Here is a 22,259-nt window from a genome sequence, read left to right on the forward strand (position 1 = left end):
ACTCATCGCCGTACCCGGATGGCCGTTACCGACCTTCTGTACGGCATCGGCGGCCAGGACACGCGCGGTGTCGACGGCCCGCTGGTCCAACTCGGACCATGAGAGGCGGCCGAAGGGCGCGGCGTCGGCAGCGTCCTGGGGCAGAAGCGGGTTCACGGGTGAGTCTCCGGAGTGGTGAAGGATGGCTGGGGCAGGGGGACGGAGGGAGCCCGGCGACCCCCTGTCGGGGGAAGTGGAAGGAGTGCCTGGCACTTGGCGCAGATCACTTCCCCCAGATCTCGCGGTATGCCGCGCGGTACCCCTTGGGGTCCCAGGAGGACTTGCCGCCGCTGTTGTCGGCCGTGGTGATGTGGGCCGGAGCGACGTAGCCGCTGGCGGGCTTGCCGGCGAAGGCGCGGTTGAACTCGTCGACGATCTGCCAGCCCTGCTCGGACAGCGGTTCGGGAACCGTCGCCGCCTGGAACTGCTTGCTGTTGATGCGCTGGAAGGCGGACGGGTCGCCGTCGCCCGCGCCGATGCTGAACGGTGCTCCGTTGCCCTGCTTGCCCGCGGCCCGCAGTGACGCGGCGGCGTCGGCGAAGTAGAGGTCGTTGATGGCAATGGAGTGCGTCCACTTGGTGCCGAAGCGGGACAGGAGAGCCGACACCTCCTGGGGGGTGCGGTTGCTGGCGTCGGCGATGGGGATGTTGGACGTCGTCAGAGTCTTGACGTCGGAGCAGGTGGCGAGTTCCTTCTCGATCAGGTCCGACTTGCCCTTGGCGAAGGGGATGGAGGCGTCGGTGAAGACCACCACGCCCGCCCGGCCGTTGGACTGGCTGATGACCCAGTCGGCGCTGATCTTCGCGACGTCCTGGACCTTCGTGGTGACGTTGGTGAAGAGCTTCGGGTTCTTGCTGGGGCCGGGAGCGTCCACGGCGTGCCAGCCGATGAGCGGGATGCCGGCCGCGTTGGCCTGGGCGACCTGCTGCGCGGTCGACTTGGGGTCGAAGCCGGACAGTACGATGCCGGCGGGCTTGACGGCGACGGCCTGGCTGAGGGCCGCCTGAATGCCGGCCGGGGTGCCCTGGCCATCGATGATCCGCATTTTCCAGCCAATGGCCTTGGCTGCTTCCTTGACTCCCTCGGCGGCCCCGGCGACCCCGGGGTTGGTCATGCTCTGGGCGACGTAGACGATGGTCTTGCCGGGGGTTGCCTTGGGGCCGGTGGTGGGGCCGTTCCAGGGGGCGTTGACGTCCTCGGCCGCCTCGACGGCCTTCTTGGCCTTGGCGAGGGTGGCGGGGCAGCCGGCCTTCCCGGAACCGACGGTGGTGGCGGCGCTGGTTTCCGAGCCACGGGTGCAGCCTACGGCGGAGGCGGTGACCAGGGCGAGAACGGCTATGGCTCTCAGGGAGGCCTTGCCTGCGAGGTGTCGGGACATGGACGAGCTCCTTGCTGACGTACGGGGAGGGGAAGGCGGCGAGGTGCGGTGCGGGGAGGCGGCCCGGTGCCTCGGTCTCGGGGGCACAACCTGGGGGGCGGGAGCCTCCGGTGGGCCGGTCAGGCCTGGTCCGCCGAGGCCGACGGCGGCCGGGGATCGGACCCACCGGCGGCGGGGGCCGACTCGGAAGACGCCGATGGCTGGGACAGGGACGTGCGGGTGGCGTTGGCCCCTGCGCGCAGCCTGCGGCGGGCGGAGTAACCGGCCAGGCCGACCGCGAGGAGGAGGGTGCCGCCGTTGAACAGGGACGTGGCCCAGAACTCGGCGCCGAGCTGCTGTATGCCGGCGAGGCCGATGGCGAGGATGGCGACGGCGACGACGGTGCCGGCGGCGTTGGCGCGGCCGGGCTTGATGGCGGTGGAGCCGAGGAGCGCGCCCACGAAGGCGGGGAGCAGGTAGTCCATGCCGACGCTGGGGTTGCCGATCTGCTGCTGGGCGGCGAGCAGCACACCCGCGCAGCCGACCACGATGCCGGAGCCGGCGAAGGCGTAGATGCCGTAGCGGCGGGTGGGGATGCCGACCAGGTCGGCGGCGCGGGCGTTGGAGCCGATGACGTACAGGTAGCGGCCGAGCGGCAGCCGTTCCAGCAGCAGCCAGAGGATGACGGCGAGGCCGAGGACGTAGAAGGCGGGTACCGGCAGGCCGAGGAACTGCGAGTCGTAGAGGTCGGTGAAGGCCGGGGGCAGGCCATGGGAGCCGGGGACGATCCGGGCGCCGTCGGTGATCCAGCCGGTGAAGGCGTACAGCACGCTGCCGGTGCCGAGGGTCGCGATGAAGGAGTCGATCCTGGCGAACTCGACCAGCAGGCCGTTGAAGACGCCGATGAGGCAGCCGCCGACGATGACGACGAGGCAGGCGAGCGGCCAGGGCCAGGCGTTGTTGACGATGAGCTGCATCGCCAGGACGTGGGCGAAGCCGAGTCCGTAGCCGACGGACAGGTCGAACTTACCGGTGACGATGGGGATCATCGCGCCGAGCGCGAGCATCGCCGGGATCGACTGGTTGGACAGGATCGACGAGGCGTTGGCCAGTGTCGGGAAGGTGTCCGGCAGGGCGACGGAGAAGGCGAGGAACAACAGGACGGTGAGGGTGAGCAGGCCGTGGGTGCCGATCAGGTGGCCGCGTACTCGGCCACCGGTGCCCGTGCCTCGGGACGGCTTGGCGGGACGGGTGCCGGTCGGGCGGGGAGTCGGCGACGTACTGCTGTCGCCCTCGGGCGTGGACCGCTGTGCGCCGCGGTTGGATTCTGTCTCGGTGGCCATCAGTGGGTGCCCGTTCCGGTCAGCGCCGGCATGGCCGACGCGGCGTGCGTGAGTTCGGTGACGGTGAGGGCTTCGCCGGACAGTTCCGCCGTCACTCCGCCCCGGACGAAGACCAGGGCGCGGTGGCAGACGTCGGCGACCTCTTCGAAGTCGGTGGAGATGAGCAGGACGGCGAGTCCTTCGGCGAGGGCGTCGTCGAGGAGCCGGTAGATCTCGGCCTTGGCGCCGACGTCGACGCCGGCGGTGGGCTCCTCGAGGATCACCACGCGGCGGCTCAGGCGCAGCCAGCGGCCGATCATGATCTTCTGCTGGTTGCCGCCGGAGAGGGTGGCGATCGGTGCCTCGGGGTCGGCGGGTCGTACTCCGAAGCGCGCGACGAGCGCTCTGGCTTCGGCGCGTTCGCGCGCCGGGCTGATCCAGTGCCAGGGGGAGCGGGCGTCCGCGCGGGGGTTGGCCAGGAAGTTCTCCCGCACGGTGAGTTCGAGGGCGCAGCCCTCCTCCTGGCGGTTGCTGGTGACGAAGCCGATGCCCGCGTCGACGGCGGCGGTGACCGATCCGGGGTGGTACGGGCTGCCGTCGAGCAGCACCTCGCCGTCGGTGAAGGGGCGGGCTCCGGCGAGGGCGCGGCCGAGGTCCATGTGGCCGGCTCCGGTGAGGCCGACCATGCCGAGGACCTCCCCGGCGCGCAGCTCCAGGTCGATCGGGCCGACGCCCTCGGTGGTGACGCCGTTCAGTCGCAGCACGGTGGGGGCAGGCGCGCCGGTGGTGCGGGGGGCGGGCGGCCGGTGGCTCTCCGGCTCGTGTCCGACGATGTCGTGCACGATGCGGTCGGGGCCGTGGTCGGCGAGGTGGCCCTGGCTGATGAGCTGCCCGTCGCGCAGCACGGCGAAGCGGTCGGCGACCTGGTAGACCTCGTCGAGGCGGTGGCTGACGTAGACGATGGCGTGGCCGCGGTCGCGCAGGGTGTGCAGGACCTCGAAGAGCCGGGCGCAGTCGGCGGCGGGCAGGCTGGCGGTCGGTTCGTCGAGGACGATCAGGCGGGCCCGGGTGGACAGCGCGCGGGCGATCGCGACGAGGGAGCGTTCCGCGCGGGTGAGATCGGCGACGGCCGCCTCGGGGTCGAGATGGCCGGCGACGATGTCCAGGGCCTCGACACAGCGCCGGCGTACCTGCCGCCAGGAGACGAGACCACCGCGGCGGGGGAAGCCGGTGCCCAGGGCGATGTTCTCGGCCACCGACATCCACTCCACGAGGCCGAGGTCCTGGTGGATGAAGGACATCTCGGTGGAGGCGGCCTCGGTGCCGAGCGGATGGCCGGCCACGGTGACCTGGCCTTCGTCGGCGCGGTAGACCCCGGCAAGGATCTTGATAAGTGTGGACTTTCCGGCACCGTTGTGCCCCAATAGGGCAAGGACGCTGCCTGCGTGAATGTCGAGGTCGACGTCGGCGAGGGCGAGGGTGCCACCGAACCGCTTGCGCAGTCCGCGGATGGTCACCAGCGGCTCCGTGGCCGCGTGGCTGTCGGACGGTGGGGCGCAGGATGCTGTGTCGTCGGGAGCGTCGTTCACGGACTTCTCTCCGGGGATCTACAGGCCGAGGACCGATCCATCGGCTCGCCCAGAATCCTGAACTGATCCCAGCATGCTGGTCAATACTTCCGTAGGCTTTTATTGCCCCAAAGTTACGGCGGCCGTACGGAAAGGATCCGTACGGCCGCCGTCGTTCCGGTCGGTGGGCGGGGTGCGTCCATGCTGACGTCCCCCCGCGGTGTCATCCGCCGTTCGTGGACGCCCCCTGCGGGATCATGGGGTTCTCCAGCCCCGCCGCGATGGTGCGCAGGTCCTTGAGCAGCGCCTCGCGGAACTCGTCGTCGAGCCGCGCCTTGAGCACGGTGACGCTGATCGCGAAGGGGGCGGAGTCGGTGCGGAAGCCCGTGACCGGAACGGCCAGGCAGAGGATGCCGGCCGTGGCCTCCTCGTCGTCGATCGCGTAGCCCCGCTCCCGGGTCGCCGCAAGGTCCTCCAGCAGTGCGGCCGGGGAGGTGAGGGACCGCTCGCTGAGCGCGGGCAGGGCACGGCCGCGCAGCCGGTCCTCGGCCACCGCCGGATCGAGGGTGGACAGGATGGCCTTCCCGGTCGCCGTGCAGTTGGCGGGGAAGCGGTCGCCGATGTTGGCGGTCAGCCGCAGCGGCTGGGTGCCGTCGTACCTGGCCAGGTAGAGCACGTCGAGGCCGTCCAGGACGGCGACCCGGGCGGTCTCCCTGGAGATGTGCACGCTGCGGCGGCACAGCTCGTAGAAGTCGCGCAATTGGTCCACGGTGGAGAGGTAGCGCCCACCCAGCTCCACCAGCTTGCGCCCCAGGCCGAAGCCCGTGCCGTTGCGCGTGATCATGCCCGCCGCCTCCAGGGAGGCGCAGAGATTGCCCGTCGAGGACTTCGGCAGGCCCAGGGCACGCGCGATCTCACTGACCGACAGCGGGCGGCCCTCCGCCTCACCGAGCGTGTCCAGGATCGCCACGGCCCGCGTCACCGCCGGGACAAGACTTCCCGGGTCGCTTGCGCTCACCGTCAACTCCACCCATCATTCTGTTCGTCGTTCAGCATGTTGTTATTGTCCCTCGTGTCGCCCCGAACGACAATGCCGTCGGCACGCTTTGCCGTCGAGTCTCCCAAGATTCCCGACCGTAGCGCGCCTTCCGGGCCGGCCGACGACTCCCTCCGAGCCTTGGAGCGCTGAGCACCACATGACCGATTCCCCGCCTCCCCCCTCCGAGCCCGCCAACGGGCCCCGTGTCTCGCGCGAGGAGTTCGACTCGCTCTTCCACACCCTCAAGACCTGGGGGCGCTGGACGCCCGCGGACCGGGGCGCCTGGAACCGGGTGACCGCCGAGCACGTCCAGCGAGCCACCGCACTCGTGCGCACCGGGACCGTCGTCCCGATGGCCCTGCCCTGGAACACGGTGCCCGGCCCTGACAACGGCAAGCCCGCCCTGCACTACATGTCCGAGCTGGGCGACATCGAGGCGCCCGAGCCCACCTGTCACAAGGACTTCATCGCCGTCGACTACCACGGCAAGGGCGTCAGCCACCTCGACGCGCTCTCCCACATCGCCTACCGGGGGCAGCTGTACGACGGCCGCACCGCCGCCGAGGTCGTCGACGCCAGGGGCGCGCACTTCGGCTCCGTCTCCTCGCTCGGTCCCCTGGTGACCAAGGGTGTACTGATCGACATGCCCGCCGTCCTCGGCACCGACTGGCTGGAGCCCGGCCGGGCCGTGCACGCCGACGACGTCCTCGCCGCCGAGAAGGCGCTCGGCGTGACGATCGGCGAGGGCGACGCGGTGCTGCTGCGCTCCGGCCACTTCCGCCGCCGCAGGGAGCTCGGCGCCTGGAACCCGGACAACGCCAGCGCCGGCCTCCATGTCGACGTCATGCCGCTGCTGGCCGAACGGGGAATCGCCCTGCTCGGCGGTGACGGCGACAGCGATGTGCGGCCCTCTCCCGTCGAAGGGGTGTCCTCCCCCGTGCACGCGCTCGCGATCACCGCGATGGGCGTGCCGCTGCTGGACAACCTCGACCTGGAAGCGCTCTCCGCGGCCTGCGCGGAAGCCGGCCGCCACGAGTTCCTGATGATCGTGACCCCGCTGAACGTCCCCGGCGGCACCGGCTCGCCCGTCAACCCGGTGGCGGTGCTGTGATGGGGCACCGTGACCTCCGCGTCGGCGTCAGCAGAGACTTCCTCGACACCGACGGACGCAACGTCTGGGGCGACATCCGACTCGGCGAACTCGACGCCGCCGGCGTCGACTGGCACTACTTGCCGCGTACCACCGGCGAACTCCTCGCCGCCGACGTCGACGGACTGGACGCCGTACTGTTCGCCGGGCCCGCCGTCACCGAGCGCACCTTCGCCGGGGCCACCCGGCCGCCCCTGCTCTTCGCCCGCTTCGGCGTCGGCTACGACACCGTCGACCTCGACGCCTGCACCCGGCACGGCGCCCTGGTCACCATCACCCCCGACGGCGCCCGCCGCCCCGTCGCCACCGCCGCGCTCGCCCTGCTGCTGGCCGTCCAGCACAACCTGGTCGCCAAGGACCGGCTGGTGCGCGAGGGACGCTGGGCCGAGAAGGAGCAGTGGATGGGCCAGGGCCTGACCGGCCGCCGCGTCGGTCTGCTCGGGCTCGGCAACACCGCCGGCGACCTGGTGGACCTGCTCCGCCCGTTCGGCGTCGAGATCATCGCCTACGACCCGTACTGCCCGCCGGCCACCGCGGAACGGCTCGGCGCCCGGCTGGCGGACGTCGACACGGTGATGGCCGAGGCCGACGCGGTGATCGTGATGTGCGCGCTGACCGAGGAGACCCGGCACCTCGTCGACGCCCGCCGGCTCGCCCTGATGAAGCCCTCGGCCGTCCTGCTCAACGTCGCCCGGGGCTCCATCGTCGACGAGGCCGCGCTGATCGAGGCCCTGCGCGTGGGCCGTATCCGGGCCGCGGGCCTCGACGTGTTCGAAAGCGAGCCGCCCGCGGCGGACAACCCGCTGCTGACCATGGACAACGTCATCCTGAGCCCGCATGCGCTGGCCTGGACGGACGAGATGTCGGCAGGTAACGGCGGCAGCGCCGTGCGGGCGATCCTCGACATCGCCGAAGGACGCGCCCCCCGTTTCGTCGTCAATCGCGACGCCGTCGACCTGGCCGCCGTCAAGGAACGGCTGGCGGCGCTGGCGGCCGGCGGCCCGGCCCCGCTGGGGGTCTCCTCGTGACGGTCGCGCCGGAGACGGTCGGCTTCCTGGGACTCGGCGCGATGGGCCTGCCGATGGCGGCCAACCTCGCCGGGGCCGGGTTCGACGTCATCGCCTGGAACCGCAGCCGCCCGGCACTGGAAACGGCCGGCGCCGCCGGCTGCCGTACCGCCGCCGACCCGGCGGAGGTGGCCGCCGCCGCGTCCGTGGTCATCACGATGCTGCCCGACCTCCCGCAGGTCGAGGCGCTGCTCCAGGCCGAGGACGGTCTCCTCGCCCCGCCCGAGCGGGCGATGGACACCCTGGTGGTGATGGGCACCGTCTCCCCCGTCCAAGTCCGGATCCTCGCCGACGGCCTCACCCCTCGCGGCGTCACGGTCGTCGACGCCCCAGTCAGCGGCGGTGTCACCGGCGCCGCGCAAGGCACCTTGTCGATCATGACGGGTGCCGGACCGGCCGCCTACGAGAGGGTTCTGCCCTACCTGACGGCCATGGGCGGGACGGTACGTCGCATGGGCGGAGTCGGCGCCGGTTCGCTCACCAAGGCGTGCAACCAGCTCGTCGTAGCGGGCACGCTCGTCTCCCTCGCCGAGGCGGTACTGCTCGCCGAGCGCGGCGGGCTGGACACCGATGCGGTGCTGGACGTGCTGGCAGGCGGTCTCGCCCGCTCGGAAGTGCTCGCCCAGAAGCACCACCATCTCACCGAAAGCGACTTCACCCCCTCCGGGCCCGCGCGCTACCTGCTGAAGGACCTCGGTTTTGTGCAGGACAGCGCCGCCGACGAGCGGGTCTCGCTCCCTCTCGCCGACACCGTCACCCGGCTGTACGCGGCCGTCGAGTCCCAGGGCCTGGGCGACTACGACAACAGCGTCGTCCTGAAGCTGCTGCGCACAGCCACCGACGCCACCGACACCACGGGTGCCCGCAAGAACCCGCATCCGTACAACGCGAAGGACTGAACCATGCAGGTAGGAATCGTCGGACTGGGCCGCATGGGCGGCAACATGGCGGCGCGCTGGCGCGACCGCGGGCACGAGGTGTTCGGCTACGCCCGCACCAATCCCGACCGCGACGTGGACACCCTCGAGGAACTCGTCTCGAAGCTGGCGGCCCCGCGTGTGGTGTGGCTGATGCTCCCGGCGGGCGACCCGACTCGTGACGCCCTGCGGCAGCTCGCGGGTCTGCTCTCTCCCGGCGACGTGGTCGTCGAGGGCGGCAACTCCCGCTTCAGCGACGACACCGAGCACGCCGCGCTGCTCGCCGAACACGGCATCGGCTACGTCGACTGCGGTGTCAGCGGCGGCGTCTGGGGCCGCGAGAACGGCTACGCGGTGATGTGCGGCGGCGCGGACGAGCACGTGGAGCGGGTCTGGCCCCTGCTTCAGTCGCTGGCCCCGGAGGAGGACGGCATCGTCCATGCCGGTCCGGTCGGGGCGGGCCACTACGCCAAGATGGTCCACAACGGCATCGAGTACGGCATGATGCAGGCCCTCGCCGAGGGCTACGAGCTGCTGGAGGCCAGCGAGTTCGTGCCCGACGTGCCGAAGGTGCTCGCCTCCTGGCGGCACGGCACGGTCGTGCGCTCCTGGCTGCTCGACCTGCAGGTGCGGGCCCTGGAGGCGGACCCGGAACTGGCCTCTCTGTCCGGACGGGTGGACGACTCCGGGGAGGGCCGGTGGACGGTCGAGGAGGCCGTGCGCCTCGCCGTCTCCGCGCCCGCCATGACCGCCGCGCTCTACGCCAGGTTCGCCTCACGCAAGCCGGACGCCGCCCAGCTGAAGGCACTCGCGGCGATGCGGCAGCAGTTCGGCGGGCACGCCGTCCACACGGCCGGCACCGGCAGTAACTGACGACCCAGCAGCCGGGTCCGGGTCCCGCGCCGACTGGGCCCGGGCCCGGCGTACACGCTCGCCGGAAGGATGCGCGGATGCGCGCAGGGAACAGCCGGGCAGCTGCCCTGCTGGTGGCCGGGGCCTTCTTCATGGAGTTCCTGGACGGCACGATCATCTCCACCGCTGCCCCGGACATGGCCGCCTCGCTGCACGTCCGCCCGGTCGACATCGGCGTCACCATGACCGCCTACCTCGTCACCGTCGCCGTCCTGATCCCCGTCAGCGGGTGGGCCGCGGACCGCTACGGCGCCCGCCGGGTCTTCACCTGGGCCATCGGCCTGTTCACCGTGGCCTCACTGCTGTGCGCCACCGCCACCAGCCTCCCGGAGCTGGTAGCCATGCGGGTACTGCAGGGCGCGGGCGGCGCGATGATGGTCCCCGTCGGCCGGCTCGTGGTGCTGCGCGGCACCGCCAAGCCGGACCTGCTGCGCGCGGTTGCCTACCTCACCTGGCCGGGGCTGATCGCCCCCGTGCTGGCGCCCGTGCTCGGCGGCCTGTTCACCACCTACGCCTCCTGGCGCTGGATCTTCCTGGTCAACGTGCCGCTCGGTGCGCTGGCCCTCGTACTCGCCCTGCGGCTCATCCCGGACGGACTGCGGGAGGCGGACCGCCCGCCGCTGGACCTGGTGGGCTTCGTGCTCGGCGGGTCGGGGGTCGCCGCGCTGGTCTACGGCATGGAACTCCTCGGCGCGCGGCCGCCCGAGTGGGCCGTCGCGGGCAGCGTGACAGCGGCAGGGGCGCTGCTGTGCGCGTTGGCCGCCCGTCATCTGCTGCGCGCCAGGCATCCGCTGATCGATCTGCGAACCCTGCGGGTGCGGACCTTCCTCGTCTCGAACGCGGGCGGGGCGCTGTTCCGCGCCGCGATCACCACGGTGCCGTTCCTGCTGCCGCTGATGTTCCAAGGCGCCTTCGGCTGGAGCGCCGCCGCGTCGGGCCTGGCGCTCATCGGCGTCTTCGCGGGCAACATCGCCGTCAAACCGTTCACCACGCCGCTGTTGCGACGTTTCGGCTTCCGGCGGGTGCTGGTGGTCAACGGGGCCGCGACGGCGGTCACTTTCGTCCTGTGCGGACTGATCGACGCCGGGACACCGATGGCGGCCGTGGTCGCCGCGTTGTTCATCGGCGGTGTGTGCCGATCCATCTCGCTGAGCGGCTACACCACGATCGCCTTCGCCGACATCGAACCGGACCGGACCAGTACCGCCAACGCCCTTTCCAGCACCGTCCAGCAGCTGGCGACCGGTATGGGCGTGGCCTTCGCGGCACTCGCCCTGCGGGCCGCCGGCCCGCTCTCCTCACTCGTCGGCCTGCGGGGGCCCGCGGCGCCGTACCAGATGGCGTTCATGCTGCTCGCGCTGCTCCCGCTGGCCGCCGTCGCCGAGGCCGTACGTCTGGCGCCCGACGCGGGATCGTCGGTCACCGGCTCCCCACCCGTCCACCCGGCCGGCCCTCCGCGCCGGGTGTCCGACCGCTCGGCACGCTGAGCCGCGTCCGCCGGGCCGCATCACCAGCACATCACCGCAACCGTCGCCTTCACAACCTCGGGAGGTTGTATGTCCACGCACGAAGGTCAGACAGGTCAGCCGGGTCAGAGAGGTCACAGACGCCGGATCGACGACACGGACGACACCGCAGCCTCCTCACCACCTCCGGCGCTTCGGCGCCGGACGTTGCTCACCGCGGCCGCCGGTGTCACGGTGGCCACCACCGCGGGCTCTGCGTCCGACCCCGGCGCGTCCGCCGCGGGAAGCGGCGTTCCGGAAGGGGCCGCCGCATCGAGTACCGCCGTATCGGCCACCGTCGCGGCCCCCGCTGCGGCCTTCACCTCCGACGCTTCGAGCCCGGCGCACCCAGGGGGCGGCGCGCCGAGCCCCGTCAGGGAACTGACGCCCTTCCTGGACCCGTTGACCATCCCGCCGACCGCCCGCCCGACGCGCGGGGCCAACGGCGTCCACCACCTCACGGTGGAGATGCGCACGGCGACGGTCTCCCTGCACTCGCAGCTCCCGCCCACGGCGGTGTGGGCGTACGAGGGACATGCCCCGGGACCGACCATCGACGTCCGACGGGGCGAGCGGCTGCGCGTCGCCTGGGTGAACAGACTGACCGGCACGATACCGCTGACGGCGGTGCAGGTGCCGAACGTCAAGCAGACCCCGCCCGTGTGGGACCGGCCGGGGCGCGGCGGCGTCGCGCCCATGGAAGAGGTGCAGCAACTGCGTCCGTGGCCCGTGACGCACCTGCACGGTGCCCTCACCGGCAGCGGCAACGACGGCTGGCCGGAGAACGTCCTGGAGCCGGGTGCCGCCCAGTTGGCGGAGTACCTCAACGACCAGCCGGCGTCAGCGCTCTTCTACCACGACCACGCCATGGCGGTCACCGCGTGGAACGTGATGGCCGGGCTGCAGGGGATGTACGTCATCCGCGACGACGAGGAGGACGCCCTGGGACTGCCGAGCGGCCCGTACGAGGTGCCTCTGCTGCTGGCGGACCGCAATCTGGAGACCGACGCCGACGGCAACCTCACCGGCCGCCTGCTGCACAAGACCGCGGTCATCCAGAGCGAACCCCTGCTGTGGCTGCGTGGATTCACCGGCCCGTTCACCATGGTCAACGGCACCATCTGGCCGCACCTGGATGTGAAGCCGCGCTGGTACCGCTTCCGGGTCGTCAACGGCGCCAACACCCGGCAGTACCGGCTCGCACTCGTCGACGAGGACGGAAAGCCCGTGCCGACCGGCAGCGTCCACCAGATCGGCACGGACGGCGGGCTACTGCCGCGGCCGGTCCCCGTCGACGACGGCGTCACCCTGGGCGCCGCTGAGCGCGCGGACCTGCTGATCGACTTCTCCGCCTTCCGGGGCCGGCGGCTGCGTCTGGTGAACACCAACGGCAACCCGGATCCGGGACCGTGGCCGCAGGTGATGGAGTTCCGGGTGTCCTCCGCCCGGGTGAGTGACCCGTTCGTGCTGCCCAAACAGCTTTCGGGCGGCTACAAGCGGCTCACCGAGAGCAACCTCCCGGAGCACACCGACCGCCTCGTGGTCCTGACGCCGCAGGGTCCGGGCCAGGCGCTGTGCTGGGAGATGGAGAAGACCGAGGACGTCCCCGACACGCTGCCGGCCGACGGCGTCGTGCAGGTGAAGGAGAGGGACGGCGGCGTCACCACCTACCGCCGCACCGCTTCGGACTTCTACGACCCCGTACGCTTCTTCGTCCGGGCCCGCAGCTGGGAGCGGTGGCGCTTCCTGCACGTGGCGCCCTCCGGCTGGGCGCACCCGATGCACATCCACACGACCAGCTTCCAGATCCTGGAGCGGCAGACCTACGACGTCAGCGGCTTCAAGATCTTCACCATGGACGACGGGAGCCTCGGCTGCGGCACCGCCACTCCGGTGGTGTGGACCGGCGCCGGCACCGTCTCATCCGCCGAGGAGGGCTGGAAGGACACCGTGCGGGCGAACGCCGGCGAACTGGTCACCGTCGCCGGGTACTTCGGCGACACCTCGGGCAAATACGTCTACCACTGCCACATGCTCGAGCACGAGGACATGGGGATGATGCGGCAGTTCGTCGTGCTGCCGGGGCAGATCCACCACGTCATGGCGTGCATGACGCAGACGGGCGCGGGCTCGTCGGGCGGCATGGATCACCATTAGGGCGTGTCCGTAGAGTCCCGTCGCCCGCCGCGGGGCAGGCGGGACTTTGCGGACACGCCCTCTCTGCGGAGCACAGCGACACGGGAAACGCGACGAAGGCCGTCAGGCCCACGGGGCCTGACGGCGGCGGCAGGGGAAACGCCGAGGTGCCGTACGTCCAACGGTGCCCCACGTAGGGACGCTACGCGGGGAACTCCCGCAGCACCGCGTACAGTTGCTCGACCCGAGGCCGGGCATCGGCCATCCGCCGGACGGCCACCGGGTTCGGCGAGACGGTGCGGTGGGGACGGGACCAGACGCCGGCGGGCAGGGCGGACAGGTCGGGCACGGCGCCCAGCGCACGCCAGCCGAGGAGCGCGGCGCCGAATCCCGAACCCGCGGTGTCGTCCGTGATTCCCAGAGGCATGTCGAGGGCCGCCGCGACGATCTCCGCCCACAGCGACGACCGCAGTGCTCCGCCCGTGGCCCGCACGGAGGCGACCGGCGCCCCGGCCGCGACCACCGAGTCCCGGACCAGGGCCAGTTGCTGCCCGACGCCCTCGATCATCGCCCGGGTCACATGGGCCCTGTCGTGCACGTGCCGCAGTCCGATGAGGGCACCGCGGGCGTCGGGGTCCCACCAGGGGGCCCGTTCGCCGAGGAGGTGCGGCAGCGCGACGAGGCCCTCGGAACCGGGCGCGACCTCCGCCGCTTCCTTCAAGAGGTCGGCCACGTCGATGCCGCCGAAGGACTCGGCCGCCCACTGAGCGACGACTCCGGCGTTGCTGACCGCTCCGCCGAGCACCCACAGCCCGTCGGCGAGGTGGTAGCAGAAGACGCGGCACCTCTCGTCCACGCCCGGTCGGTCGCGTACGACGCGGAGCGCGCCGCTGGTGCCCAGCGACAGCGCGGCCGTACCGGGGGTGATGGCGCCGACCGCGAGATTGGCGAGCGGCCCGTCTCCGGCGCCCGCGACCACCGGCAGCCCGGCGGGCAGACCCAGTTCTGCGGCCGGCTCGGGCAGCAGCGGGAACGCGGCCGTCGGCGGCACGAGTTCGGGCAGCCGTCCGACGGACACTCCGGCGGTTTCCAGCGCGGGCCCGTGCCAGTCGGTGGTACGGAGGTCCCACAGCCCGGTGGCGGAGGCACAGGAGTGGTCGGTGACGCGTCGGCCGGTGAACCGCGACAGGACGTAGTCCTTCATCCCGCACCACACGGCCGCACGCCGGAGAACGTCCGGCTCGTAGGTGGCGAACCAGATGAGCTTGGTGAACGGAGCCATGGGGTGCACCGGGGTGCCGGTCGCCCGGTGAAGTTCGTCCGCGTCCCCGGCCCGCAGTCGTCGGGCGATGTCGGCCGCACGAGTGTCGGCCCAGCTCAAGGCGGGGGTGAGGGGTTCGCCGGAGGAGTCGAGGGCGAGCAGGGTGTGCAGGGCCGCGCTGAAGGACAGGCCCCGGACGGTCAGCCCCAGGTGCGCGCAGTGCTCGGCGGTCTCCCGCACCGCGTCGATCACCCCGGCCAGCACGGTGACGGGGTCGTGAACGGCTTCGCCGTTCCCTCCGGTGTGCAGGGGGGCGGGGCGTTCGACGGTCGACACCGGGCGGTAATCGGCGTCCACGGCGACCACCTTGGTGGCGGTTGTGCCCAGGTCGATGCCGAGCACCACCTCGCCGGCGTCGTTCATCGCGGTCTCCGTTTCGGCTTGTCCGGGCACACCCCGGGTGGCTCTTGCGTGGGATGGCGTGGCTCTTGCATGGCTGGCTGGAGTGCCCGCCCGAAGGGCGGACGGCCGGATGACCGGCCTTGGGTGCCCGCCCCGCGTCCCGGCAGCGGGATCAAGAGCGCGGGGCGGGCAGTTCGAGGGGGGAGGTCAGCGGGCGTCAGCGGGGTCGGTGAGGTCCCGTCCGCGGGTCTCCGGTGTGGCGAAGGTCGTCAGGAAGGTGATGAGGGAGAGCACGATCACGTAGCCGGCGAGCGGCCACCAGGAGTCGTTGAAGGCGAGCAGGAGCGCCGCGCCCAGCAGCGGTGCCACACCACCGGCGATGATCGCGCTGAACTCCCGGCCGATGGCCACGCCTGTGTAGCGGTGCCGCGCGCCGAACAGCTCGGCCAGCAGGGCGCACTGGGAGCCGAGCATGCCGTTCACGCCCACGCCGATTCCGACGGTGATCACGACGCAGATCAGCACCGTGCTGCCGGTGCTCATCAACGCGAAGGCGGGGATGGCGAACAGGGCCTGGAAAAGCGCTGCCCAGCGGTACAGCGGCACACGGCCGATCCGGTCGGACAGCATGCCGAACAGCGGAATGGTGACGATGCCGGCGAGCGAGGCGCAGGCCACCGCGAGCGGGCCGACGGACGAGGAGACGCCGACCACGGCGGTGACGTAGCTGATGCTGAAGGTGGAGTACAGGTAGGAGGTGCCGTTCTCGGCCATCCGCAGCCCGAAGGTGATGAACAGATTGCGGCGGCTCTTGACCATGAGGTCGCGCAACGGGCGCTTGCTGACCTCTCCGGTTTCCTCCAGTTGTGCGAAGGCGGGGCTCTCCTCCAGCTTCAGCCGGATGTAGACAGCGACCAGGATCAGCACCGCGCTCAACAGGAAGGGCACCCGCCACACCCAGCCGAACAGGACGTCCTCGTCGAGCTGCGCCAGGGGGATGAACAGGGCGGTGGCGAGCAGCATGCCGACCTGGATGCCGACGAAGGGAAGAGCGGCGTAATAACCTCGTCGGCTCGGCGGGGCGTACTCGGCCATCAGGGTGGAGGCGCCCGCCTGTTCGGCTCCGGCGCCGAAGCCCTGCAACAGCCGCAGCACCATCAGCAGGACCGGGCTCCATATGCCTGCGGTGTGGTAGGTGGGCAGGAGCCCGATGGCGAAGGACGACCCGCCCATCAGCGCGACGGTGACGACCAGCACCGTCTTGCGGCCGTGCCGGTCGCCGAGCGAGCCGAAGAAGAGACCGCCGAGGGGACGGGCGACGAAGCCGACCGCATAGGTGGCGAAGATGGCGACGAGCCCGACGGCTTCGCCGAGCCCCGGGAAGAAGAGGTGCTTGAACACCAGCGCCGAGGCGATGCCGTAGATGGCGAAGTCGTAGTACTCGAGGGCGCTGCCCACCGAACTCGTGAAAAGGGCACGGCGCAATCCCGGGGTCGTGTGGGTGCCGTCGCCTTCGGCGGGCGGGGAGGAGGTCGTCGTGGGCACCGTCATGGATGCCGCCCTTCCGTCTTACGGACGTGTCACACGCCGTTCATCTGGGGACGACGGGGACCGTAACAGCATGCGGCACCGATGCCAATATGCTGTCCACAACTGACGGTCAGCCCCCTCTTTACGTCACTGAGGTTGCTCACCCATACTTCACACGTCCAATATGTTGTCCTCATGACAGCATTCGGTTCAGGAGGTCGGGTGTCAGTACATACAGACGTAGCCATCGCCGGGCTGGGAGTCATGGGCTCCGCGATCGCCCGCCGACTGCTCAGGCGCGAGCGCGCGGTGCGCGTCTACGACATTCGGCCGCCAGCGGTCGCCGACCTCGCCCAGGACGGGGCCCTCACCGCCGAGTCGCCGGCCCTGCTCGCCGGCTCCGGAGTGGTGATCCTCTCCCTCAACACCGCCGACATCGTGGAGCAGGTGGTCTTCGGGCCGGACGGGGTACTGAGCGCGGCACCGGACGGTGTCCTCGTGATCGACATGTCGAGCATCGACCCGGAACGCACCCGCGAGTTCGCCGAACGCGCCGCCAAGCTGGGCGCCGGCTGGGTCGACGCCCCGCTGTCCGGCGGCGCGCCAGGCGCCGAAAGCGGTGAGCTGACCCTGATGCTCGGCGGGGAGGAGGAGCATGTCGAGCGCGCGCTGCCGGTCCTCGGTGCGGTGGCATCCCGGTTGACGCATCTCGGCCCGGCCGGCTCCGGTCAGCTGGTGAAGTCCGTGAACCAGGTGCTTGTCGGCGTCGGTTTCGCCGCTCTCGCCGAGGCGACCGCCTTGGTGCGGGCTGCCGGACTGTCGCCCCGGCAGGTGCTCGCCGCGCTCAGCGGAGGCAGGGCCGACTCGGCGCTGCTGCAGGAGTTCTTCGTCAAGTTCGCGGAGGCCGACCTCTCACCCACCGGACGGGTCAGCAACATGGTCAAGGACCTGGAGGCCGCCCGCGACTACGCGCGCTCGGCCGGTGTGCCGCTCCCCGTCACCACCGCCGTCGCCGAACTGCACCGCTGGCTCGCCGCGGCCGGGCACGGCGCCGCCGACAACGCCGCGCTGATGCACTACTACGCTCCCCTGGAGGTACGGCCGTGAAGGCTTCCGCCCTGTTCGACCTCACGGGCCGCCGCGCCCTGATCACCGGCTCCAGCAAGGGCATCGGGGCCGCCCTGGCCACCGGACTGGCCGAAGCGGGCGCCGAAGTCATCCTCAACGGCCGCGACACCGCGGCACTGGAGCGCGCCCGGGAGGAGCTGGCCGAGCGCACCGGGGCCAAGGTGCACGCGGCGGCCTTCGACGTCACCGACGAGGCGGCCGTACGACACGCCGTCCGGGAGATCGAGGACGGTATCGGCCCGCTGGACATCCTCGTCAACAACACCGGTGTGCAGCACCGTGAGCCGCTGCTGGAGGTCTCGGCGGAGAACTTCGAGCGGGTGCTGCACACCAACCTGACCAGCGCCTTCCTCGTCGGCCGCGCGGTCGCCGCCGGGATGGTCGAACGCGGTTACGGCAAGATCGTCAACATCTGCTCCGTCCAGACGTGGCTGGCCCGGCCCGGCATCGCCGCCTACGCGGCCTCCAAGGGCGGCCTGGCGATGCTGACCCGCGGTATGTGCGCGGAGTGGGCCGGATCGGGGATCACCGTCAACGCGCTCGCCCCCGGCTATGTGGTGACCGAGCTGACCCGCCCACTGGTGGAGGACCCCGCCTTCGACTCGTGGATCCGGGGCCGTACCCCGGCCGGTCGCTGGGCCTCGGTGGAGGACCTGGCCGGCACGCTGGTGTGGCTCGCGGCGCCGGCGTCGGACTTCGTCAACGGCCAGGTGATCGCCGTCGACGGCGGACTGACCGCGGTCGTCTGATCCACACCCCCACCCATCGCACGCAGCCAATCGAAGCAGCCGAGCCGTTCGGCAGAGAGCGGGACGAGGACATGAACGACAGGGAATCGGCGACCATGCGGGCCGTGGTGGCGCACGGCGCGGGCGACCTGCGCCTGGAGGAGCGGCCGGTCCCGGCACCGGGTCCGGGCGAGGTGGCGGTCGACATCCGGTACGGCGGCATCTGCGGCTCCGACCTGCACTACTGGCGCCACGGAGCGGTCGGGGAGTTCCGGCTGCGCGAACCACTGGTCCTGGGCCACGAGATAGTGGGCCGGGTCCGCGAGGCAGGCCCCGGCACCCAGGCGCCACCGCCGGGCACGCCGGTGGCCGTGCACCCGCTGGCGTCCTGCGGCCGGTGCCGGCAGTGCCTCGCCGGCCGGCGCAACACCTGCCTGGACACCGGCTACCTCGGCAGCGCCGCCCGCAACCCCCACGTCCAGGGCGGCTTCGCCGACGTCCTCGTCGTGCCCGCCGAGCGGGTGCTCGCGCTTCCCGAGGGCCTGGACCTGCGACTGGCCGCGGTGGCCGAGCCGGCCGCGGTCGCCTGGCACGCCGTACGCCAGGCCGGAGACGTACGCGGCAAGCGGGTACTGGTCACCGGCGCCGGCCCCATCGGCTGCCTGGTGGTCGCGGCGCTGCGGGCCGCCGGTGCCGCCGAGATCACCGTGACCGATGTTCATGAGGCTCCTCTGGCCGTCGCCAAGCAGGTGGGCGCCACCTCGGCTGTACGGGTCGGCGCCGGCGACGGACTGGACGAACTCGCCGCGGACCTGGCGATCGAGTCCTCCGGCAACCCGGCCGGACTGCGCACCTGCGTGTACGGCGTCGACCGGGGCGGCCTCGTCGTGGGCCTTGGCCTGCTGCCGCCCGGGGACACTCCGGTGGCCGCGAACGCGCTGATCACGCGCGAACTGCGGCTCGTCGGCTCCTTCCGCTTCGACACCGAACTCGCCGAGGTTCTCCCCGCTTTGGCCGACGGTCGCCTCCCGGCCGAGCCGGTGGTCACCTCCGTACTGCCGGTGGCCCACCTGCAGGAGGCGTTCGAGCTCGCGGCCGACCCCGCCCGCTCCTGCAAGGTACTGCTCGACTTCGGTGAGCCGGGAGTGGCCTGACGCGGCGCCCCGGCCCCCGCCACCACATGCACGCCCGGGCGTGCGGACTGGGCGGACCTGTCCCCCGGTCGCCTCATTCCCCGTGTAGTCAGGAGTTCACGATGTCCGGCACTTCCGTTCGCCGCCCCCGCGTGGCGGTCAGCCGCACCGCCCTTCCGGGAGCCGGCGTCGGGCACCTCGCCACCCGCTTCGACGTCACCGCGTGGACGGGCCCGCAGCCTCCGACACCGGCTGAGCTGGCCGGAGTCGTACGCGGCTGCGAGGGCCTGCTCGTCCTCGGCAGCGACCGCGTCGACGCCTCGCTGCTCGACGCGGCCGGACCGGATCTGCGGGTCGTGGCCCTGGCGTCGATGGGCTACGACGGCGTGGACGTCGCGGCCGCCGCCGAACGCGGCATCGTCGTCACCCACACCCCCGACGTGCTGGCGGACACCACCGCCGACGTGGCCATGGCCCTGATCCTGATGGCCCGGCGCCGCCTCCCGGCCGGCATGGACGCGCTGCGCCGCGGCGCATGGGGCGCCTTCCGCATGGACGCCTTCCTCGGCCTCGACGTGCACGGCGCCACCCTGGGGCTGATCGGCTACGGCCAGATCGCCCGCGCCGTCGCCCGCAGGGCCGCCGGCTTCGGCATACGCGTACAGCACCACCACCCGCGGCGCAAGGAGGACGACGAGCTGTCCCACTGGGTGCCGTTCGAAGAACTGCTGCGCACCAGCGACGTGGTATCGGTGCACACGCCGCTGACGGATGAGACCAAGGGCATGATCGGCAAGGCCGAACTCGCCCTGATGAAACCGACCGCGACCCTCGTCAACACCGGCCGCGGAGGGGTCGTGGACGAGGAAGCCCTCCTCACGGCGCTGCGCGGCGGGGATCTGCACTCGGCGGGACTGGACGTCATGACCGACGAGCCGCGTACGGACCCGTCCGACCCCCTGCTCAACGAACCGCACCTCGTGGTGCTGCCCCACGTGGGCTCGGCGACCGAGGCGACCCGCGCGGGCATGGTGGAACTCGCCGCCCGCAACATCGAAGCGGTCCTGGACGGCCACCCCGCACTCACCCCACTGCCCGGCACCCCGAGCCTGCCCGAGCAGTGAGCCCTGTCCGACGAGTCACGCCTTCTCGCAAGCGGACATGAACCTCGGTGTGCGGATCTGGTCGATGGTGTGCATGCCGTCCTTGACGATGCCAAGCAGGAGCAGTACCGACGGCCAGCAGGACGACCGCATACAGCAGGAATTCAGCAGCGGGTCGTGCGACCCATCCTCGTCGAACACCGTGCAGAGCGGCACCGCCCCGGGCCCAGCGCCGTGGCTTCTCCCGGTCGACCCAGTGGACGCCGTGCAGGTCGCCTCGTCGCCGTGGCATCGCGGCAAGCGCATCACCAAGATCCACTTTCGATCGACGGCAGCGACGCCTACTGCCAGGGAAGTACTCCGCAACCCCAAGCGCAATTGCCCAGGTCAGCACGGGTGCAGGTCAAGCCCAGGCAGCCACCGGCACGAACGAGCTGTCCTGGCGGAACAGGTCCGTCCCGTCGGCGCGTTCCACGCGGAGCTGGTAGGCGTAGTGGCGCAGGTAGCGCCCGGGGTAGTTGTACGACTCGAAGCGGACGGCGCCCGATGCCGTGCCGGTCCGGAGGATGAACGTGGCGTCCTTGGCGAAGGTGCTCGTGCCGTCGTTCGGGTCGAAACGGGCGCGGAAGTCCCAGTGACGCAGGTAGTTGCCGGCCGCGTCGCGGAAGGAGTAGCCGCTCGCGTCGGCCAGGCCGGCGACGACCGTGAAGGTGGCGGCCTGCTTCTCGGCGGTGGTGCCGGCGCCGCTGACCACGGGCAGGTTGAGGAGTGCGGACTGCTGCTGCCAGTAGCGGGTCGAGTAGTTGGCCGACCGGAAGGAGCGGGTGGTGTTGCGGGCGAGGCTCGGGCCGCCGGAGACCGTCTCCTTGACGACCGTGAAGTGCCGGGCCGTGCCGGAGATGCCGGGGAGCGCGGCCGGTGCCGTCCAGGTGGCGAAGGTGTCGTAGCTGTCGGAGTAGTAGTAGCTGTGGTCGCCGTAGCCGTCGAAGAAGATGCGCCAGCCGCCGTTGTCGAGCCGCACCAGCGCCGGGCCCTCGCGGTAACTGCCCCAGCCCGCCCAGTCGCCCGTCCTGCGGATCGTGTACGGGCCGGTGAGGTTCGAGGCGGTGGCGTACTCGATGTATTTCGTCGTCTCGTTCTTCGGGAAGGCGTGGTACGTCGAGCCGATCTTCACGATGAACGTGTCGATGTGGTTGGCGCCGATGCCCGCGAGCGCCACGGGTGAACTCCACGCCGTCAGGGCGGAGTTCGTGGCGCGCAGCAGATACGGCGTGAAGATCCACTCGTCGTTCGTGGTGGAGCAGGACACGATGACGCTGACGCTGCCGTCACTGTCGACGAACCACTCGGGCGCCCAGGCGCGGGAGAGGTTCGCGACGGGGACGGTGTAGTCGTACAGGAACGTCCAGTTGACGCGGTCGGAGCTGCGGGCGAAGCCGATGGTCCTGCTGGTGTCCTGCCAGGTGTGCGTGGTGTAGGTGACGTAGTAGTAGCCGTCGGTGTGTCTGATGACGCTCGCGTCGCGGATCCGGTTCGCGGGTGGTGTGTAGGCGGAGGAGCGCAGCAGCCGGAAGTCGGTGGCGTCGTCCGACTGGTAGACGTTGACCGTGCCGTCGTTGCTGTCGAGGAACGGCACGATCGTGTAGCGCGTGGCCGAGCCGTTGGGGGGCGCCGCGGCCAGGGCGCTGCCGAGCAGTCCGGGCGTCTCGCCCAGGAGCACCGCCGAGGCGGGCAGGGCGGCCAGGGCGCGCAGGAGCGTGCGACGGGACGGGGCGGCGGGGTGTGAGGTCACGGGCGGCTCTCCCTGAGACACAGGGATCGATATACCGAACAAGGTTCGGCAACTCGATCAGACGTGGGGGAACAGAAAGTAAGGGCGAGGCAGGGAGGCGTCAATGGTTTGAACAGGAGCGGATGAGCCCAGTGAGGTAGATGTGGCCGGTGGGTGGATTTCCACTCCCG

At 71.3% G+C, this 22,259-nt stretch carries 18 protein-coding genes; 10 read left to right on the forward strand and 8 right to left on the reverse strand.

The features are described from left to right. The 5 genes from ACZ3I3_RS38095 to ACZ3I3_RS38115 form a co-directional block, all read right to left on the reverse strand. The coding region (locus ACZ3I3_RS38095) for a hypothetical protein (protein WP_467372424.1) at nt 1–144 on the reverse strand (144 nt) is incomplete at its 3' end. Between the two features lie 118 nt (nt 145–262). Further along, a complete protein-coding gene (locus tag ACZ3I3_RS38100; RefSeq protein ID WP_467372359.1) occupies nt 263–1,417 on the reverse strand; it encodes a substrate-binding domain-containing protein in 1,155 nt (384 codons plus the stop codon). A 119-nt stretch (nt 1,418–1,536) separates the two neighbouring features. Beyond that, the gene (locus ACZ3I3_RS38105) at nt 1,537–2,739 is read right to left on the reverse strand and encodes an ABC transporter permease (protein WP_467372360.1); all 1,203 of its coding nucleotides are present in this window, start codon (nt 2,737–2,739) and stop codon (nt 1,537–1,539) included. Further along, on the reverse strand, nt 2,739–4,307 hold the full coding sequence (locus tag ACZ3I3_RS38110) for a sugar ABC transporter ATP-binding protein (RefSeq protein ID WP_467372361.1): 1,569 nt from the start codon (nt 4,305–4,307) through the stop codon (nt 2,739–2,741). The genes ACZ3I3_RS38105 and ACZ3I3_RS38110 overlap by 1 nt, the downstream gene beginning before the upstream one ends. Nucleotides 4,308–4,509: 202 nt before the next feature. Then, complete coding sequence (locus ACZ3I3_RS38115) at nt 4,510–5,304, reverse strand: IclR family transcriptional regulator (RefSeq protein WP_467372362.1); 795 nt, start codon at nt 5,302–5,304, stop codon at nt 4,510–4,512. A gap of 178 nt (nt 5,305–5,482) precedes the next feature. On the opposite strand from ACZ3I3_RS38115, the gene ACZ3I3_RS38120 reads away from it, so the two are divergent. The 6 genes from ACZ3I3_RS38120 (at nt 5,483) to ACZ3I3_RS38145 (ending at nt 13,033) form a co-directional block, all read left to right on the forward strand. Then, the gene (locus ACZ3I3_RS38120) at nt 5,483–6,436 is read left to right on the forward strand and encodes a cyclase family protein (protein ID WP_467372363.1); all 954 of its coding nucleotides are present in this window, start codon (nt 5,483–5,485) and stop codon (nt 6,434–6,436) included. Continuing rightward, on the forward strand, nt 6,436–7,503 hold the full coding sequence (locus tag ACZ3I3_RS38125; protein ID WP_467372364.1) for an NAD(P)-dependent oxidoreductase: 1,068 nt from the start codon (nt 6,436–6,438) through the stop codon (nt 7,501–7,503). Before ACZ3I3_RS38120 ends, ACZ3I3_RS38125 begins: the two co-directional genes overlap by 1 nt. Then, nucleotides 7,500–8,441 carry an NAD(P)-dependent oxidoreductase gene (locus ACZ3I3_RS38130; RefSeq protein ID WP_467372365.1) on the forward strand — a complete coding sequence of 314 codons (942 nt, stop codon included), beginning with the start codon at nt 7,500–7,502 and terminating at the stop codon, nt 8,439–8,441. The genes ACZ3I3_RS38125 and ACZ3I3_RS38130 overlap by 4 nt, the downstream gene beginning before the upstream one ends. A gap of 3 nt (nt 8,442–8,444) precedes the next feature. Further along, nucleotides 8,445–9,332 (forward strand): phosphogluconate dehydrogenase (NAD(+)-dependent, decarboxylating), encoded by an 888-nt coding sequence (gnd, locus tag ACZ3I3_RS38135; protein ID WP_467372366.1) that lies wholly within the window; start codon nt 8,445–8,447, stop codon nt 9,330–9,332. Between the two features lie 77 nt (nt 9,333–9,409). Beyond that, on the forward strand, nt 9,410–10,858 hold the full coding sequence (locus tag ACZ3I3_RS38140) for an MFS transporter (RefSeq protein WP_467372367.1): 1,449 nt from the start codon (nt 9,410–9,412) through the stop codon (nt 10,856–10,858). A gap of 420 nt (nt 10,859–11,278) precedes the next feature. Then, entirely contained in the window at nt 11,279–13,033 is a 1,755-nt protein-coding gene (locus ACZ3I3_RS38145; protein ID WP_467372368.1) for a multicopper oxidase family protein, read from the forward strand. Between the two features lie 181 nt (nt 13,034–13,214). Here ACZ3I3_RS38145 and ACZ3I3_RS38150 read toward each other — a convergent pair whose 3' ends face one another. Both ACZ3I3_RS38150 and ACZ3I3_RS38155 read right to left on the reverse strand, forming a co-directional pair. Next, on the reverse strand, nt 13,215–14,696 hold the full coding sequence (locus tag ACZ3I3_RS38150) for a gluconokinase (protein ID WP_467372369.1): 1,482 nt from the start codon (nt 14,694–14,696) through the stop codon (nt 13,215–13,217). Nucleotides 14,697–14,882: 186 nt separating this feature from the next. Beyond that, nucleotides 14,883–16,226, reverse strand: coding sequence for an MFS transporter (locus ACZ3I3_RS38155; RefSeq protein ID WP_467372370.1), 1,344 nt, complete (start codon nt 16,224–16,226; stop codon nt 14,883–14,885). 201 nt (nt 16,227–16,427) lie between these two features. Here ACZ3I3_RS38155 and ACZ3I3_RS38160 point away from each other — a divergent pair, with 201 nt between their 5' ends. The 4 genes from ACZ3I3_RS38160 to ACZ3I3_RS38175 all read left to right on the forward strand — a co-directional run bounded on the left by ACZ3I3_RS38160 (nt 16,428) and on the right by ACZ3I3_RS38175 (nt 20,318). After that, complete coding sequence (locus tag ACZ3I3_RS38160; protein WP_467372371.1) at nt 16,428–17,312, forward strand: NAD(P)-dependent oxidoreductase; 885 nt, start codon at nt 16,428–16,430, stop codon at nt 17,310–17,312. Beyond that, nucleotides 17,309–18,082, forward strand: a complete 774-nt coding sequence (locus ACZ3I3_RS38165; protein WP_467372372.1) for an SDR family oxidoreductase — start codon at nt 17,309–17,311, stop codon at nt 18,080–18,082. Before ACZ3I3_RS38160 ends, ACZ3I3_RS38165 begins: the two co-directional genes overlap by 4 nt. Nucleotides 18,083–18,153: 71 nt before the next feature. Further along, a complete protein-coding gene (locus tag ACZ3I3_RS38170; RefSeq protein WP_467372373.1) occupies nt 18,154–19,215 on the forward strand; it encodes an L-idonate 5-dehydrogenase in 1,062 nt (353 codons plus the stop codon). 101 nt (nt 19,216–19,316) lie between these two features. After that, the gene (locus tag ACZ3I3_RS38175) at nt 19,317–20,318 is read left to right on the forward strand and encodes a 2-hydroxyacid dehydrogenase (protein WP_467372374.1); all 1,002 of its coding nucleotides are present in this window, start codon (nt 19,317–19,319) and stop codon (nt 20,316–20,318) included. Nucleotides 20,319–20,700: 382 nt separating this feature from the next. Here ACZ3I3_RS38175 and ACZ3I3_RS38180 read toward each other — a convergent pair whose 3' ends face one another. Beyond that, nucleotides 20,701–22,089 (reverse strand): glycoside hydrolase family 43 protein, encoded by a 1,389-nt coding sequence (locus ACZ3I3_RS38180; RefSeq protein ID WP_467372375.1) that lies wholly within the window; start codon nt 22,087–22,089, stop codon nt 20,701–20,703. Between the last annotated feature and the right edge of the window lie 170 nt (nt 22,090–22,259).

Source organism: Streptomyces sp. NPDC016851 (assembly GCF_055562795.1).

What these genes read in the sequence shown, in the direction of transcription:
- ACZ3I3_RS38100 (WP_467372359.1), bottom strand. Translation starts at nt 1,417, where the DNA reads ATGTCCCGACACCTCGCAGGCAAGGCCTCCCTGAGAGCCATAGCCGTT.
- ACZ3I3_RS38105 (WP_467372360.1), bottom strand. Translation starts at nt 2,739, where the DNA reads ATGGCCACCGAGACAGAATCCAACCGCGGCGCACAGCGGTCCACGCCC.
- ACZ3I3_RS38120 (WP_467372363.1), top strand. Translation starts at nt 5,483, where the DNA reads ATGACCGATTCCCCGCCTCCCCCCTCCGAGCCCGCCAACGGGCCCCGT.
- ACZ3I3_RS38125 (WP_467372364.1), top strand. Translation starts at nt 6,436, where the DNA reads ATGGGGCACCGTGACCTCCGCGTCGGCGTCAGCAGAGACTTCCTCGAC.
- gnd (WP_467372366.1), top strand. Translation starts at nt 8,445, where the DNA reads ATGCAGGTAGGAATCGTCGGACTGGGCCGCATGGGCGGCAACATGGCG.
- ACZ3I3_RS38140 (WP_467372367.1), top strand. Translation starts at nt 9,410, where the DNA reads ATGCGCGCAGGGAACAGCCGGGCAGCTGCCCTGCTGGTGGCCGGGGCC.
- ACZ3I3_RS38150 (WP_467372369.1), bottom strand. Translation starts at nt 14,696, where the DNA reads ATGAACGACGCCGGCGAGGTGGTGCTCGGCATCGACCTGGGCACAACC.
- ACZ3I3_RS38155 (WP_467372370.1), bottom strand. Translation starts at nt 16,226, where the DNA reads ATGACGGTGCCCACGACGACCTCCTCCCCGCCCGCCGAAGGCGACGGC.
- ACZ3I3_RS38170 (WP_467372373.1), top strand. Translation starts at nt 18,154, where the DNA reads ATGAACGACAGGGAATCGGCGACCATGCGGGCCGTGGTGGCGCACGGC.
- ACZ3I3_RS38175 (WP_467372374.1), top strand. Translation starts at nt 19,317, where the DNA reads ATGTCCGGCACTTCCGTTCGCCGCCCCCGCGTGGCGGTCAGCCGCACC.